The following is a 15,943-nucleotide window of genomic DNA, read 5'->3' as shown; positions in this document are numbered from 1 at the left end:
CATCATTGCCCCAGCCGTTCGATCAGCGCCGGAGCATGCACCTGGTCGGCCTTGTAGTTACCGGTCAGCGTGTACATCACGATGTTGGCGCCGGCGCGGTAGGCGAATTCGCGCTGCCGGGTGTCGCCGCCGGTCACCGGCAGCATGCTCTGGCCGTCGGGCCGCACCGCCCAGGCGCCGGCAAGGTCGTTCGAGGTGATGATGATCGGCGAGACGCCGTCGCCGCCGCGGGCCGGTCGCTGCGCGCTGTCCTCGTCGTCTTCGCGCGGCAATGTCTCGACCCAGGTCTGGCCGGTAACGAAGCGGCCGGGGAAGTCGCGCAGCAAATAGAAGGTCTTCGTCAGCACGTGCTCGCGCGGCACCGGCTCCAGCTCGGGCACGTCGAGCGACGACAGGATCTCGCGCAGCGTCTGCATCCCCGGGGTCTGCGCGGCACCATTGGCGCCGGGCGGCGCTTCGATCGCGTCGCGGGTGTCGAACAGCACGGTGCCGCCCTGCTTCATGTAGGCGTCGATCTTGTTGATGGCGTCCTGCGGCGGCTTGGGCGCGCCCGGCACGATCGGCCAGTAGATCAGCGGGAAGAAGGCGAGCTCGTCGCGCGCGGGATCGATGCCGACGGGATCGCCGGCTTCGAGCGCGGTGCGCTGCGCCAGGAACAGCGTCAGTCCTGATAGCCCGGCCTTGACGATGGAATCGACGTCGGCATTTCCGGTCACGACATAGGCGAGGCGGGTCTGCGACGTCGCCTTCATCGCGAAATCGTCCGAAGCGCTGTCGGCGCGTGACGGCGCGGGCGAGAGCGAGGCGAACAGCAGGCCGAGCACGATCATCGCGGGCGCCGCGCGGCGCCGCAGCAGCGCGGCGATCCCGCCGCCGAGCACCGCGACGATGATGGCGTCGACCAGGAACAGCGCGAGCGCCGTCGACAGCAGCCAGCCGCGCAGGTCCCGCGGCTCGGCATTGGTGTAGGTGGCGTGCCGCGCGCGAAGGCTCGCGGTGTTGAGCGCGGCGATGCGGTCGGCGCTGGCAAGCGTGTTCACGGCGAGCGGTCCTTCGGCCGGGCCATAGAAGCCCGGCGGATGATCTGATGTGGCGCGGTCGCGGTAATCCGCGGGCAGCGGCTTCGCGGTGGCCGGCGGCGGGCCGAAGGCGCCGAAGCCGTCGAGGATGTGCAGCGGCGCCACCGTCTCGGCGGTCGCCTCGCCGGCGACTCCCGCGCCGGGCTTGGAGGTGTAGCCGGACATGTCGACCACCCGCCTGAGCATTTCGACGAATGTGCCCGACAGCGGCAGGTCAGACCAGCGCATGTCGGCGCTGACGTGGAACAGGCTGACCAGCCCCTTGCCGCGATGCTCGCCGGTCACCAGCGGCGTGCCGTCTTCCAGCGAGGCCCAGCTCTTGGTGGCGAGCACCGCATCGGGCTCGGCCAGCACCTGGCGGCTCACGGTGACGTCCTTGGGGACGACGACGCCGGCAAACGGGCCGTCGGCCGCGAAGGTCGCAAGATGCTGCGGCTTCTCCCAGGTCAGGCTGCCGCCAAGCGTGCGGCCGCCCTTGCGCAGCTTGACCGGCACCAGATCGTCCTCGGCCTGTGCCAGGCGCGGTCCTGCGAACCGCACCAGCACGCCGCCCTGGTCGACCCAGGCATTGAGGCGCTCGCGCAGCTCCGGCGCGATGGTGCCGACATCGGCGAGGATGATCATCGGCAGCTTCTGGTCCAGGAATTGTGTGATGCCCTGCTGCGGCGAGCCCTTGTCGGCGAGCCTGACGTCGGCGAAGGGCGCCAGCGCGCGGGTGAGGTAGAAGGTCGGCGCCAGCAGCGGCTGCGCGGTCTCGCTGGATGCGCCCGACACGATGCCGATGGCGCGGCGGCGCCAACGCTTGTCGAGCAGCTGCACCGCGCCGGCGGAGCGCTCGCCCGAGATCTCAAGCCGCGTGATGTCGTTGCGCAGCTCGACCGGCAGATCGAACGCAGCGTCGGTCTCCTTGTCCTGCGGACCGAAAGAGAAACGCGCCTCTCCGATCGGCGAAGCCTTCTGGTCCAGCGCGCGCACGGTGCCGATCGCGATGCCGCTGTCGGTGCGCAGCACCTTCACCGTCATCTTCGCCGCCGCGTTCTCGGCCGCGACCAGCGCCAGCGGCGCGGAGGTGCCGCCTTCGAAGATGGTCAGGCTGCGATCGCCGATGGTCTTGCCGAGGCCGGTGACGAAGTCCTCGCCGCGGCCGGTGTCGACCCCATCGGACAGCCAGGCGATCTCGCAATCGCCGGTGGCTTTCAGGAAACGGTCGACCGCGGCCAGCGTCTCCACACGATCGATCGAATAGGGCTTTGGGGCAAGCTGCCGCAGCGCGACGCGCGCGGCGCCCGCCGGCATCAGGGTGATGTCGCGGTTCGGCTCGGACAGCGGCACCAGCGCGATGGCGCGGCGGTCGGTGTCGGCATTGGCGATCAGCTCGTCGGCGGCCCTGATCCTGACGTCCCAGTGCGAGGCGGCGCTCCAGCCGTCGTCGAACATGATCATCAGCGGTGCCTTGCTGTCGGCTGCGCCCGTTTGCGGATTCCAGATCGGGCCGGCGGCCGCGAAGATGACGAGAGCTGCAGCCAGCAGACGCAATGCGGTCAGCCACCACGGCGTCCGCGAGGGCGTCTCCTCGCGCGGGGCGATGTCGAACAGCAGGCGCGTCGGCGGAAACTCGATGCGGCGCGGCCGCGGCGGCATCACGCGCAACAGCCACCACAGCACCGGCAGGCTGACGAGGCCGAGCAGGAGCAGCGGTTCGGTGAAGGCGAGCGGCAGTCCCATCATGCGGCCGGCCCCGCCTTGATCGTCGTGGTGCGGGCGCCCGACTTGCTCACCTGCATGCCGGCATGCAGGAACAGCAGCAGCTCGGCGGCGGAGCGGTCGGTAGCGTGCGTGGTGAACAGCCAGTCCAGCTTGTTGGTCTCTGCGCGGATCTGGTCGCGGTGCAGCGCCAGTCGCGCGGTGTAATCCTGCGCCCAGCTCTCGGCGCGGCCGGCGGTGATGACGCCGAAGCCTTCGGGCTCGACGAACTCGACGCGGCCGGAATAGGGAAACGACTCTTCGGCGGGATCGACGATCTGCACCAGCGTGCCATGCGCGCCGGAGCCGGAGAGGCCGGCCAGCGTGGTCCTGATCTCCGCGATCGGCGACCAGAAATCCGACAGCACGATCGTCTCGGCCAGCGCCGCCGGCACAAAGGACGGCGGCAGGCTGAGGCGGTCGGCATCGTCATGCAGCATCGCCTGCGCCATCTTGTCGATCACGCTGCGGCTCGCGGTCGGCGCCATCAGGCCGGGAATGCCGACGCGCTCGCCGCCCGACACCAGCAGCTCGGCCAGCGCGAAGGCGACGATCAGCGTGCGCTCGAGCTTGGACTCGCGTGCCGTCTTGGAGGCGAATGCCATCGACGGCGAGCGGTCCGGCCAGATCCACACCGTGTGCGAGGCTTCCCATTCGAGCTCGCGGACATAGAGAAGGTCGTCGCGCGCCGAGCGGCGCCAGTCGACGTTCTGCGCCGGCTCGCCGGAGACAAAGCGGCGGTATTGCCAGAAATTTTCGCCGGAGCCGGCACGGCGGCGGCCGTGCAGGCCATGAATGACGTTGGCGGCGATGCGGCGGGCTTCGAGCACCAGGCGCGGCAAGGAGGCTGCGAGCGTGCGGCTTTCGCCATCGGCACGTCGGATCGCGATGATCTCCTTCGCCGCGTGCCCGTTCTCCGCTGCCATCAACCGATCCGAGTCTTGAGCTGCTTGATCACGTCCGCAATCGTGCGGCCTTCGGCGCGCGCCTGGAACGTCAGCGCCATGCGGTGCTTCAGCACGGGCTCGGCGAGGTCGAGCACGTCGTCGACCGAGGGCGCCAGCCGTCCGTCGATCAGCGCACGCGCGCGCACCGCCAGCATCAGCGATTGGCTGGCGCGCGGGCCGGGGCCCCAGGCGATGAACTTGCCGGCTTCGCCGGCGTCCGGACCCGGGCGGGCCGAACGGACCAGCGACAGGATCGCCTCCACCACGGAATCGCCGACCGGCAGGCGCCGGATCAGCCGCTGCGCGGCGATCAGCGCCTCCGCCGTCATCGAGCCTCTCGCCAGCGTTTCCTCGGCGCCGGTGGTCTCGAACAGGATGCGTCGCTCGGCGTCGCGATCGGGATAGTCGACGTCGATCTCCATCAGGAAGCGGTCGAGCTGGGCTTCGGGCAGCGGATAGGTGCCCTCCTGCTCCAGCGGGTTCTGCGTCGCGAGCACGTGGAACGGCTTCGGCAGATCGTGGCGTGCGCCGGCCACCGTGATGTGCTGCTCCTGCATCGCCTGCAGAAGCGCCGATTGCGTGCGCGGTGAGGCGCGGTTGATTTCGTCGGCCATCAGAAGCTGCGCGAACACCGGACCCGAGATGAAGCGGAAGGCGCGCTTGCCCGCGGTGCTCTCGTCCAGCACCTCGGCGCCGAGAATGTCCGACGGCATCAGGTCGGGCGTGAACTGGATGCGCTTGGCATCGAGGCCGAGCGTCACGCCGAGCGTTTCGACCAGCTTGGTCTTGGCAAGGCCGGGCACGCCGATCAGCAGCGCATGGCCGCCGGAGAGGATCGTGACCAGCGTGTTCTCGATCACGCGATCCTGGCCGAAGATGACGGACCCGATCGCATCCTTTGCCGCGCGAATCTGGCTCGACACCTGCTCGGCCGAACGAACGATCCCGTCCTCGAGTTTCTCGACACTCTCCGCCATCTGTCTAGCTCCTTCAGCCCGCCATGCGGCTTGCCTGGGCCGTCATGTCATCGCATCGCACTTGGTCATCACGTCACATCATGGCGCCTATGCTAGACTTGCAGGAAGGCCATGTATTCGTTGAATTAACCTATCCCCACCTTATCGGCTTCGGGTTATGTACGGCATCACGAAGTGGCGACCTTGCACACCGGGCTAATCCGGGGTGGAACCGTGCACCCGAGTACAACGTAGACCTGCACCAATCGTGCCAACGGACAAAGTCAGGGCAAACCATGGCGAACCAAGGGCAGAGTGCCGATCGCGGTCTTGAGGGGCTGACTGCTGCCGCCAAAAGTGCTGCCAATGTCGAAGGCGCCAAGAAAGGGCTGCCTCCGGTGCATCTGTGGAATCCGCCGTTTTGCGGCGATCTCGACATCCGAATCGCCTCGGATGGTACTTGGTTCTATTTGGGCACGCCAATCGGGCGTCCCGCTCTGGTCCGGCTGTTCTCGACCGTCCTCAAGCGCGAGGGCGACAAGTATTTCCTGGTCACGCCGGTGGAGAAGGTCGGCATCCGCGTCGACGATGCGCCTTTCATGGCGGTCGAGATGCAGAAGGACGGCGAGGGACGGCATCGCGTGCTGCGCTTCCGCACCAATGTCGATGACTGGGTCACCTGCGATGCCGAGCACCGGCTGCGTTTCGAACAGGCCAAGGACGGCGGGCTGACGCCGTATCTGCATGTCCGCGCCGATCTCTGGGCCAAGGTCACACGCGCGCTTTATTACGATCTGGTTGACATGGGCGAGGAGCGGATGGTCGATGGCCAGTCGATGTTCGGCGTCGAATCATCAGGCGAATTCTTCGCCATGGCCGATGCGGAGCAGGTGAGGGCCGCGCGTTGAACAAGCCTATCCTGAAAAGCGATCCTGTCGCCGTCGGCGCGGCGGATTTCTTCGCCCGCTCGAAGGCGAAGCTCGGTTTCGACGTTCCGCTCGGCCTCTACGATCCGAACATCATTCCCGCCTCGGGCGATCCCGGCACCGACAAGATGCTCGAGATCGTCGCGCGCGAGCAGCCGGTGCGACCCGCAGCGGTCCTGATCGCGGTGGTCGATCATCCCGAGCCGACCATCCTGCTGACGCAGCGCTCGGCTCATCTCAACGACCATGCCGGCCAGATCGCTTTCCCCGGCGGCAAGATCGACGCCACCGATTCCTCGCCGCTGGACGCGGCGCTGCGCGAGGCCGAGGAGGAGGTCGGGCTGTCCAGAGATTTCGTCGAGCCGCTCGGCTATCTCGATCTCTACGGCACCGCCTTCGGTTTCCGCATCCTGCCGACGGTCGCCAGGGTCAGGCCCGGCTTCGAGCTCACGATCAACCGGTCCGAGGTTGATGACGCCTTCGAGGTGCCGCTATCCTTCCTGATGAATCCGGTGAACCATCAGGTGCACAGCAAGGAATTCCGCGGCATGGAGCGGTCCTATTACGCGATGCCGTTCGCGGAGCGCTACATCTGGGGCGCGACGGCGGGCATGCTGCGTGTGTTGTATGAGCGGATCTATTCATCATGATCCGGCCGGTTCTGACCGAGATCGGAATCTTCCTCATTCCCTTTGCCGTCTATGCGCTGTTCCTGGCCGCGACGCGCTCGGGCCTGTTCGCGCGATCCTCGTGGCCGGTCACCGTCGTCGCGCGGCTCGTCCTGGCCGCGCTGGTGCTGGTGATTGCGGGGCTGATCGGCTTTGCGCATTTCTCCGGCGCCCCGCCGGATTCGACCTACGTTCCCGCCCATATCGAGAACGGCCGGCTGGTGCCGGGCGTGGAAAAATAGAGGCCGCACGATGAGCGCGGAGCCGATATTTGCGCCGATCCTTGCCGATGCGGCCTGGCTGACCGCAGGCGGGACCGCGCACGTCCTGCAATTGCTCAACGCTGACGGCGAAGAGGCGCGGGTGGTCGGCGGCGCCGTGCGCAACGCGCTGCTCGGTCTTCAGCCCGGCGACATCGACATCGCGACCACGGCGCGTCCCGAGGAAGTGATCCGGCGCGCCAAGGCTGCCGGCATCAAGAGCGTGCCGACCGGCATCGACCACGGCACCATCACGCTGGTCATCGACGGCCACCCCTATGAAGTCACGACGCTGCGCGAGGACACCGAGACCTTCGGCCGCAAGGCCAAGGTCGCGTTCGGCCGCGACTGGGTGAAGGACGCCGAGCGGCGCGACTTCACCATGAACGGCCTGTCGGTCGATGCGCGCGGCGTCGTCTACGACCATGTCGGCGGCATCGCGGATGCCAAGGCACGCCGCGTGCGCTTCATCGGCGATCCCGACCAGCGCATTGCCGAAGATTATTTGCGCATCCTGCGCTTCTTCCGCATCCACGCCGCCTTTGGCGCCGGCGATCCGGACCGCGACGGCTATCTCGCCTGCATCCGGGGGCGTGCGGGTCTGGCGAACCTCTCGGCCGAGCGGGTGCGCATGGAGATGCTGAAGCTGCTGGTCGCCGGCGGCGCATCTGCGGCCGCGCTGGCCATGGCCGATGGCGGATTGTTGCAGGCGCTGACCGGCGGCGTCGTCTATACCGGGCCGCTGTCGGCGATGATCGCGATCGAGCGCGAACTCGGCCTCAGCGCGAGCAGCAACCGGCGCCTCGCCGCGCTGACGGTCGCCGTGACGGAGGATGCCAAGCGCGTCGCCGGGCGCCTGCGGCTGTCCAACGCCGAGACCAAGGCACTGGACTCGATGGGCCATCGCTGGTGGCGCTTCGCCACCAAGGACGAGGCCAATGCGCGGCGTCTGCTCTATCGGCTGGGTCCCGAGCGCTATCACGATCGTGTGTTGCTGGGCTGGGCGCGGGCCGGCGGCGACGTCACGTCAACGCGCTGGCGCGCGCTCGCCGAACTTCCGCAGCGCTGGTCTGCGCCGAAATTTCCGCTGAAGGCCGCCGACTTCATCGCGCGCGGTCTGGCGGAGGGACCGGCGCTTGGACATGTGCTGACGCTCGCCGAGGACGCTTGGCTTGCGGCGGATTTTCCACTAGATGATGCCGCGCTCGCGACCATCGCCGATCAAGCTGCGGCCCGCATCAGCCGCGATGAGAGAATGTGACCATCGTCTCAGGCTTCGCCGACATCTCGATTTTCCAGCTCCTGCTGGTCGCATTGATGGCGTTGTTTGCTTCGATCATCGGTGGTCTCGCCGGCTACGGCACCGGCGCCCTGATGCCGCTGGTGCTGGTGCCGCTGGTGGGCGCCGAGCCGGTGGTGCCGATCATCGCGATCGCCGCCATCTTCACCAATTCCAGCCGCGCCGTTGCCTATCTGCGCTACGTCGACCGCCGCCGCGCGTTGATCGTGCTGGCCTGCGCTGCGCTGACGACCGCACTCGGCGCCTATGGCTATACCCGCCTCACCAACGCCGGCGCGGCCCTGGTGATCGGCTCGATGCTGATCCTGAGCGTGCCGCTGCGCCGCGTGCTCCGTCGCCGACAGGTGCGGATCGGCGACAGCGGCCTTGCCGCCGGTTCGGTGGGCTACGGCGTGCTGGTCGGCGGCACCTCCGGCTCCGGTGTCATTCTGCTGTCGCTCTTGATGGCCACCGGCCTTGAAGGCGCCGCCGTGATTGCAACCGACGCGATGATCTCGCTTGGCACCGGCCTGATCAAGATCTCGGTGTTCGGCCTCGCTGGCGCCGTCACCGCGCAGGTGCTCGCCTTCGCGCTGCTGATCGGCGCGATCGCCATCCCCGGCGCGTTCCTGGCAAAAGCCTTCGTCGAGCGGATGCCGGTGCATATCCACACCGCGATCCTGGACGTCGCGGTGATCACGGGCGGGCTGGTGATGATCTCGGCGGCGGCGAGGCAGCTGATCGCCTAGACGACCCGGCTCAGCGCACCGTCGCATCGGGCGTTGCGTTCAACGGCGCTCCCCCGACTGATATCGGACCGGACGGGACCGTTGCGCGCGGTGGCCTCTTTTGCTTCGGGGCGACGCGCGCTGTTGCAGCGGGCGCAACGGGAGGCACTGAAGCCGATGGCATCGTGACACTGGGCGCGGTCAGCGGAGCCGGTGCGACCGATGCCTGCGGTGCCGAGCCCCTCACTGCGTCGATTTTCGAAGTGAGGTTGGCGAGCTGACTTACGATCGCCTTCAGCTGCTCTTGCTGGTCGGCAATGGCCCTGTCGATCGCCGCCAGGTCGTCGGCCGTCTTTTGTTGCGCAGCGAGCAGGTCGGTCATGATCGCCTTGTCATTGGATCTGCCGTCGGCATCCCTATCCTCGCGGCCGGCGGACTGACTGAACAATCCCGGGTTCAGCCAGACGTAACCTGCCGCCGCACCTGCGAGCGCCAGGACAAGGGCCACGAAAAGCGCAACCGGCCATCGGCGACGAGGCGCGGGCACAAAGGGCGGTGGGTCCACAACTGGCCAGGTCGGAGGCGATTCGATGCTCATCCAAACGTCCTAGTCAGCCTTTTCGTCCAACGCAATTGGCGCGGCAGCGATCGGATCGGCAAGACGCCGCTTTGGATTCGGCATTCCGGCACCCGATAATCGCCTGCGCTACCGCTGCCTGCCTTGAGGCATCTCAAGGACCTGTTTGAGCAGCGTGGGATGGCCAAGCACGGCGTGCAGTTCGGACCTGTCGAGCCAAGCAGCAGCATCTTCCTGGCTTTCGCATTGCTCGATTTTGGCGGTTGCGGTCGCAAGAGGCACGTCGACGCGACCAAATCTGCGCGGGCTGGCAGGCGACAGCGAGCCCAGATGTTCGACCAGCAACTCAGGGTCCCGGCCGAGCTGGTTTAGAGCCCCGGTCATTTCAGTGCGCTCTGATGCGGCGAGTTCGTTCGCGCGCAGCACCACGGCAGGCGGGCTGTTGGTTTCCGGCGTGGCAAAGACTCCGGGCGCGCTCAGCCGCGAAGACGTCATGATCCCCAGCGGGATCGAAAGCAGCAGTCCCAGCACCACGGGCGACATCCAGAGCAGCAGGGGCAAGGAGACTGCATAGGCGCATATCGACAGTGCGAGGCCGAACAGTGTCGGTCCGGCGAGCTTTCGATAGACTTCGCCGCGGGCAGGCCGTCCATCGCCTCGGCGTTGCACTTGCCAGCCTGCGTCCCGGCCGGCGAGAATTTCCACGACGGCCTTGGTCTGGAGGATCATCATGCAGGGCGCAAGCAAGGCCGCCACGAAGGTCTCGCAAACGACACCCGCCAGAGCACGAAGGCTTCCTGCAAATCCGGCTCGCTCGTCGCGATTGCTGATCATAACCAGGTAGGCCAGCAGCTTCGGCAGGATCAGAAGTCCCATTGTCGCGGCAAAGACCCAGGCCGCAAGCACCGGGTCCTGTTGCGGCCAGGTCGGAAACAGACTGAAGCCCTTCGGAAAGTATTCGGGCCGGATGAAGTGCGCCTGCAGCGAGATGAGCAGACCGAGCAACAGGAACACAAGCCAGAGCGGCGCCGTCACGTAGGAGCCGATGCCGGTGAGCAGATGCAGCCTCGAGACCCAGTGCAGCCCGCGTGCCGGCAGGACCGCGAGATGCTGCAGGTTTCCCTGGCACCAGCGACGGTCTCTCCCCGCAAAATCCAGCAATGACGGCGGGACCTCTTCGAAGCTGCCGTGAACCGCCGGGACCATATAGATGCCCCAGCCGGCGCGGCGCATCAACGCGGCCTCGACAAAATCATGACTGAGGATGTGTCCTCCGAAAGGTTTGCGGCCGCGCAGTTCCGGCAGTCCGGCCTCCGCAGCGAAGGCCTGTATCCGGATGATGGCGTTGTGGCCCCAATAATTGCTGTCGCCGCCGTGCCACCAGGCATTGCCCGCCGTGATGAGCGGACCGTACATGCGGCCCGAAAATTGCTGCAGCCTGCTGAACAGCGTGCGCGCGTTGACGATGACGGGCTGCGTCTGGATCAGCGCGCAGGTGGGGTTGCATTCCATCGCGTGGACGATGCGAACGATCGTGTCAGCCTCCATGAGGCTGTCCGCGTCGAGGACGATCATGTGATCATAGGCCGCGCCAAACCGGGTAACCCAGTCGGCGATGTTTCCGGACTTCCGCGCGGTGTTGTCCGAGCGATGCCGGTAGTACAGCCGATCTCCACCGCAGGCGCGGCGCAGCTCGATGAAGGCCATCTCTTCGCTGATCCAGACGTCCGGGTCGGTCGTATCGCTCAGCAAGAACCAGTCGAACTGTGGGCCATACCCGGTCGCTTCGACGGATTCATACATTGCGCGCAGCCGGGCCATCACATGATGGGGGTCCTCGTTATAGGTCGGCAGCAGCATCGCGGTGCGCGTGGTGATGGGAGGCAGCGGGCCTGTCGTCTCGATCGGCAGGCTGACCTGCCCGCGCGTCAACAGCACGAAAAATCCGGCAAGCGCGGACATGAACGAGAACGCGACCCAGGCGAGCAGCACGAAGAACAGACCCAGCAGCATCGCCTCGAGAATGGTGACACCGCCAATCTTCACCACGTCGTACATGCCGTAACCGCCTGCAAGCGTCAGCAAGGCGGTACCGGCAAAGATGAAGAGACGGCGAAGCGTCATACTGGCCCTCGCCGGCGCTTGCGTTTGCCGGACGCCGGCTGCGTGGTCCAGCCGGCACGGCAGCATCGTCAGCGGGCTTTCCTGCGGCAGAAACGGGCGGGCGGGGGCGCTTGGCAGCGGCGCCTGCGACTGCTTCAGGGCGTCCATCGATAGATCCATATCTCGGAGACCGGCGCATCGTTCTGCGCGAGGAAGGCGCGCAATTCGATCGACGCCTGCCCCTTGACCGCGCATTGGAAGCTCAGACGCCATCCGCCAGTCGCGGGATTTGGTTGCGTGACGATGTTGCTGATCTCGGCTTTCTCAGCGGTCACCATGCCTTTGATGCTCTTGGGATCGATGCTTTTGAGGCGGTCGCCCATCAGCTCGAGGACGAACAGCTTGCTGTCATCGCCACGGCTGCCGATGCCCGTTCGCGTGAAGCGCGCGAGTGCGTCGGCTTTCGGCGCGTCCGGTCCCCAGTGCAGTCGATAGGTAAAGATATGCTCGCTCTTTGCCGTCAGGGGCTGTTTCGGCTGCCAGAGCGCGGCGATATTGTCGTGGACCTCTTCCTTGGTCGGTATCTCGATCAGTTTCACCGCCCCTTCGCCCCAATCGCCGATCGGCTCGAACCAGAGGCTTGGACGCGTCTCGAAACTGGATTCCAGATCCTGATAAGCGAGATAATTCCGCTCCCGCTGCATCAGGCCGAAGCCGCCGGGATTGACATCGGCAAAACTGCTGACCTGCAAATCGTGCGGATTGTTGAGAGGTCGCCAGAGCTGCTCGCCTCTGCCGTTGAAGATCGAAAGTCCATCCGAGTCGTGAACCGCGGGGCGGAAATCATCGAAGTCCTTCCGATCGTTCGGACCGAAGAAGAACATGCTGGTCATCGGCGCGAGCCCGGCGTGCTCGACGTCGACCCGCGGATAGAGGGCCATCTCGACGTCGAATACCGTGGTTTGGCCCGGCCGTATGGTGAAGCGGTAGCTGGCTGCCGCGCTCTTGCTGTCGAGCAGCGCATGGACGACCATCGAGGAGGCGTTCAGCGCCGGCTTCTCCAGCCAGAACGCCTTGAACACCGGAAACTCTTCGCCTTTGCTCTCGCCTGTATCGATCGCAAGCCCCCGCGCGGACAGGCCATAGGTCTGTCCTTTCGCAACGGCCCGGAAGTAGCTTGCGCCAAGGAATACGCAAAGCTCGTCGTAATAATCGGGTTTGTTGATCGGGGTATGGATACGGAAGCCCCCGAACCCGAGGTCCGCATCCGGCCATTGCCCCAGCCCTTCGCCGAACGAAAAGTCAGCGCGCCGATACGACACCGGCGTGACGTTCCTGTTCGCCACCTCGAAGATGTCGACCCTGTTCTTGTAGAAGAAGCCGCGGTGGAAGAACTGCACCTGGAACGGCAACTTTTCGTCACGCCACAGCGCCTTTTCGGGGGCGAACCGAATGGATCGGTATTGGTCGTAATCGAGATTCTTCAGTGCATCCGGAAGCTTCTCGTCCGGAGCCACAAATGGCTTGGTCGCCAGCGCGCGCGCCAGCTCCCGCACGGTGGATGGGCCGAAGGGCGCGGCGGCGCTGGTTTGGGCGTCTGCAGCCCGTGGCAGGATGGCTGCAGCGGAAACAGCAGCTGATGCGCGAAGAAGGTCTCGGCGGTTCACGCGCGTCTCCTAATTTTGGAACGGATGGAAACGGCCGATGTTCCCGGGAGTTCCATTGGACATCCAAAGGAGCTTGGCATCGCGCGTTATGGGCGCCGCAACGTCCGGATATCCGCCTGCGTCAGCGCGGGCACTCGGCGCCGCTATCAATCCAGGCCTGCACCAGTTCGCCTGCCGCCTGCTGGCTGCCGGGAGCCGGCTTGCGGCCTTCGCCGGGATTCCAACCCCATGCGACGAGATCATCCTTGGCGATGTGTTCCTGCAGCGCGGCGAGGTCACGACCGCCATTGAGCTGGACGTCCTTCAACTGGCGGCAAATCTCGCCCAACGACTTGCCTTCCCACGCCATGGACAGTGGCGCGAAGCCCCATCGCGGATGACCGGGAATGCTTCGATAGCTAGCCGCTTCGTGCAGCGAGAAGTTCTTCCCGCCATGGCATCCGGAGCAGCTGACCTCGAAATGCCCGGTCTCGGCACGCCATATCGGCGGTACATGCTCGTGGCTGTCGTCACCCTGCAACGGATGGTTGCCGGCCGGGTGACAATTCATGCAACGCGGATGGGTGAGCACCTTGCCGATTTCTTCGAACAGCGCGCGCGAGCGATCGGCTTGATTTGAAATCGACGAAAACTCGGCTGCATTCCGCAGTGTTGTGGAAGCAGGCGAGGGGTCTGCACCGCTCGGACGAGAGCCAGCCATCGCTACGACGAAAGCGATCATCGCAAGGCTTCCGGCCCGAACGGCGGATTGAGGCGCGCGGATCATGACATCCTAATCGACGCCTCCAGGTTTGGTTCCCGCGCCGCCAGGACGAGGTCCTGGCCGCGCTTATTCCTCGTCTTCGTCGTCTTCCTCATCCTCCTCGTCCTCGTCCAACTCTTCCAGTTGTTCGAGCACGGCGAGCGGTAGGGTCTCGCGAAACAAGTCGCCTTCCGAGCCCATCCAGAGACAGAGTACGTCGTCGCCCTTCACTTCGGCGACGGTGAGCGGCTGCCCGCCGGATTTCAGCATGACGATATCGCCGGCTTTCAGTTCCATGGATGGTCCTTTCAGGTTGATGACTTGGGAAGCTAGCAAGCCGGCATGACATGCCGATCACGGGAGGCAGACCCGCGAATGTGTCCGGCTGGCGTCAACTTCCGAAACGCCACTGGCAGAGGTTCGAGTTGGGGGATCGCTCGATGGCACCAGGGTCTGTTGCAGTCCCGGGCGCGGCGATACTCACATCATGCACCCGAATTGCCCGACGGGTCAAATCATTTCGTAAAATCAGCAATCCGTTTTCGAGGTGCCGTAAGCCTTTGTTATTGCAGCAGTCGTCTACTGTGCATGGGGTTGTTTTTCGATATTTTGCTTTTGGTGCCCAAGTCAGGGCCGGTCCGGCACCAGTTCGGTCAGCGAGCGGATGATGCGGTCGGGCCTGATAAGCGAGCCCTCGGGCAGGCCGTCGCCGTGCACGTCGATCCAGATCGAGTAGATGCCGAGGCGCTGCGGCGTCACCACTTCCCATTCCAGATTGTCGCCGATCATCCAGGTGTCTGAGGCGGAGACGCCGAGCGCCTCCATCGCATGCAGATAGGCGCGCTCCTCGGGCTTGCCGAAGCCGTGCTCGCCCTCGATCTGGATATGGTCGAAGCGGTGCGCCAGCTCGAAGCGCTCGACCTTGGCGCGCTGCATGTCGGCGGCGCCGTTGGTCACCAGCGCAAGCTTGATGCCGAGCGCCTTGAACGTGTCGATCGCTTCGTGCGCGCCCGGGAAGACGAACATCTCCTCCTCGCGATAGGCGGTGAAGCGGTCGGCGAGGCGGATGGCGAGGTCGTCGGGCAGGGCACGATGGCCGGCCGCCGCAAGCGCGGCAAAGCCGCCCTTGACCGTGAGATGCCGCGCTTCGGCGAGCTTCATCCGCCATGCAGCTTCGGCGTTCGCCCAGAAGTTTCGCGCGAAAGCGAGGACAGTGGTTGCGACCAGCTCGGGCGGCAGCGGCGCCAGCTCGTCGGCAAATTCCTTCGCGATCGTGTTCCAGGCGATCTCGGGCCGGCCATAGGCCGACAGGATGGTGTCGTCCATGTCGATCAGCATGGCGCGGGGAAGCGGCTTCGAAACAGTCATGGCCACTTCACCTCCGGGGGCATCGACGACAGGATCGAATCGACATTGCCGCCGGTCTTGAGCCCGAAGATGGTGCCGCGATCATAGAGCAGGTTGAATTCGACATAGCGGCCGCGCCGGATCAACTGCTCCTCGCGGTCGGCAGCGGTCCATACGTCCGCGAAATTGCGCCTGACGATCTCGGGATAGATCTTGAGGAACGCGCGACCGACGTCCTTGGTGAAAGCGAGATCGGCGTCCCAGTCGCCGCTGTCGTGCCAGTCGTAGAAGATGCCGCCGATGCCGCGCGCTTCCTTGCGGTGCGGCAGGTAGAAATATTCGTCGCACCATTTCTTGTACTTGTCGTAGTCGGCAACGCCGTTCGGCTGCGCACAGGCCTGCTTCATCGCGGCGTGGAAGGCGATGGTGTCGGCATCGTCCTGCGTGCGCCTTCTCTCCAGCACCGGCGTGAGATCGGCGCCACCGCCGAACCACGCTTTGGTGGTGACGACGAAGCGGGTGTTCATGTGCACGGCGGGCACGTTCGGATTGCGCATATGCGCGATCAGTGAGATGCCCGAAGCCCAGAATTTTGGATCCTCCGCGGCGCCGGGAATCTGGGCACGAAATTCGGGCGCGAACTCGCCATGCACGGTCGAGCAGTGCACACCGACCTTCTCGAACAGGCGGCCATGCATCATCGACATCACGCCGCCGCCGCCGGGCGCGCCGGTATGGTCGGAGCGCTGCCAGGGCGTGCGCTTGAAGCGGCCGGCCTCGCCCGGGTAAAGGCTTTGCGGGGCGTCGTCCTCGAGCCGCTCGAAGCTCGCGCAGATGTCGTCGCGCAAGGATTCGAACCAGCTGCGGGCGCGGGTCTTGCGGTCTTCGATCGTCGCCATCTCCATCTGCATCCCGGTCGCG

At 65.7% G+C, this 15,943-nt stretch carries 15 protein-coding genes; 5 read left to right on the top strand and 10 right to left on the bottom strand.

The window, feature by feature from the left end; translation table 11 throughout:
- Nucleotides 1-2 precede the first annotated feature (2 nt).
- The 3 genes from JQ580_RS23125 to JQ580_RS23115 are packed head-to-tail and all read right to left on the bottom strand — an operon-like array spanning nt 3 to nt 4,746.
- Complete coding sequence (locus JQ580_RS23125; RefSeq protein WP_212282504.1) at nt 3-2,807, bottom strand: DUF4159 domain-containing protein; 2,805 nt, start codon at nt 2,805-2,807, stop codon at nt 3-5.
- Nucleotides 2,804-3,748, bottom strand: coding sequence for a DUF58 domain-containing protein (locus JQ580_RS23120; RefSeq protein WP_212282503.1), 945 nt, complete (start codon nt 3,746-3,748; stop codon nt 2,804-2,806). The genes JQ580_RS23125 and JQ580_RS23120 overlap by 4 nt, the downstream gene beginning before the upstream one ends.
- Nucleotides 3,748-4,746, bottom strand: a complete 999-nt coding sequence (locus JQ580_RS23115) for an AAA family ATPase (protein WP_212282502.1) — start codon at nt 4,744-4,746, stop codon at nt 3,748-3,750. The genes JQ580_RS23120 and JQ580_RS23115 overlap by 1 nt, the downstream gene beginning before the upstream one ends.
- A 275-nt stretch (nt 4,747-5,021) precedes the next feature.
- Here JQ580_RS23115 and JQ580_RS23110 point away from each other — a divergent pair, with 275 nt between their 5' ends.
- From JQ580_RS23110 to JQ580_RS23090, 5 genes are read left to right on the top strand one after another with little or no spacing between them, the layout of a single operon-like run.
- Nucleotides 5,022-5,633, top strand: a complete 612-nt coding sequence (locus tag JQ580_RS23110) for a DUF1285 domain-containing protein (RefSeq protein WP_212282501.1) — start codon at nt 5,022-5,024, stop codon at nt 5,631-5,633.
- On the top strand, nt 5,630-6,301 hold the full coding sequence (locus JQ580_RS23105) for a CoA pyrophosphatase (protein WP_212282500.1): 672 nt from the start codon (nt 5,630-5,632) through the stop codon (nt 6,299-6,301). The genes JQ580_RS23110 and JQ580_RS23105 overlap by 4 nt, the downstream gene beginning before the upstream one ends.
- A complete protein-coding gene (locus JQ580_RS23100; protein WP_212282499.1) occupies nt 6,298-6,561 on the top strand; it encodes a DUF6111 family protein in 264 nt (87 codons plus the stop codon). The genes JQ580_RS23105 and JQ580_RS23100 overlap by 4 nt, the downstream gene beginning before the upstream one ends.
- 10 nt (nt 6,562-6,571) lie before the next feature.
- Nucleotides 6,572-7,840: a CCA tRNA nucleotidyltransferase gene (locus tag JQ580_RS23095; RefSeq protein WP_212282498.1), complete on the top strand. Its 1,269-nt coding sequence runs from the start codon at nt 6,572-6,574 to the stop codon at nt 7,838-7,840.
- Entirely contained in the window at nt 7,837-8,607 is a 771-nt protein-coding gene (locus JQ580_RS23090) for a sulfite exporter TauE/SafE family protein (RefSeq protein ID WP_212282497.1), read from the top strand. The genes JQ580_RS23095 and JQ580_RS23090 overlap by 4 nt, the downstream gene beginning before the upstream one ends.
- A gap of 10 nt (nt 8,608-8,617) precedes the next feature.
- Here JQ580_RS23090 and JQ580_RS23085 read toward each other — a convergent pair whose 3' ends face one another.
- From JQ580_RS23085 to hemF, 7 genes are all read right to left on the bottom strand, one after another.
- Nucleotides 8,618-9,184 carry a hypothetical protein gene (locus JQ580_RS23085; RefSeq protein ID WP_212282496.1) on the bottom strand — a complete coding sequence of 189 codons (567 nt, stop codon included), beginning with the start codon at nt 9,182-9,184 and terminating at the stop codon, nt 8,618-8,620.
- 108 nt (nt 9,185-9,292) lie between these two features.
- Nucleotides 9,293-11,434, bottom strand: a complete 2,142-nt coding sequence (gene mdoH, locus JQ580_RS23080; protein WP_212282623.1) for a glucans biosynthesis glucosyltransferase MdoH — start codon at nt 11,432-11,434, stop codon at nt 9,293-9,295.
- Entirely contained in the window at nt 11,422-12,933 is a 1,512-nt protein-coding gene (locus JQ580_RS23075) for a glucan biosynthesis protein G (protein ID WP_212282495.1), read from the bottom strand. Before JQ580_RS23075 ends, mdoH begins: the two co-directional genes overlap by 13 nt.
- 121 nt (nt 12,934-13,054) lie before the next feature.
- Nucleotides 13,055-13,654, bottom strand: coding sequence for an Isoquinoline 1-oxidoreductase subunit (locus tag JQ580_RS23070; protein ID WP_249134362.1), 600 nt, complete (start codon nt 13,652-13,654; stop codon nt 13,055-13,057).
- A 108-nt stretch (nt 13,655-13,762) separates the two neighbouring features.
- Nucleotides 13,763-13,972, bottom strand: coding sequence for a YodC family protein (locus JQ580_RS23065; protein WP_212282493.1), 210 nt, complete (start codon nt 13,970-13,972; stop codon nt 13,763-13,765).
- A 330-nt stretch (nt 13,973-14,302) separates the two neighbouring features.
- On the bottom strand, nt 14,303-15,043 hold the full coding sequence (locus JQ580_RS23060; protein WP_212282492.1) for an HAD family hydrolase: 741 nt from the start codon (nt 15,041-15,043) through the stop codon (nt 14,303-14,305).
- The gene (gene hemF / locus JQ580_RS23055) at nt 15,040-15,927 is read right to left on the bottom strand and encodes an oxygen-dependent coproporphyrinogen oxidase (protein ID WP_212282622.1); all 888 of its coding nucleotides are present in this window, start codon (nt 15,925-15,927) and stop codon (nt 15,040-15,042) included. The genes JQ580_RS23060 and hemF overlap by 4 nt, the downstream gene beginning before the upstream one ends.
- Between the last annotated feature and the right edge of the window lie 16 nt (nt 15,928-15,943).

Source organism: Bradyrhizobium sp. SZCCT0148 (genome assembly GCF_018129985.1).
GTDB lineage: Bacteria > Pseudomonadota > Alphaproteobacteria > Rhizobiales > Xanthobacteraceae > Bradyrhizobium > Bradyrhizobium japonicum_H.
This window is presented reverse-complemented; position numbering and strand designations above follow the sequence as displayed.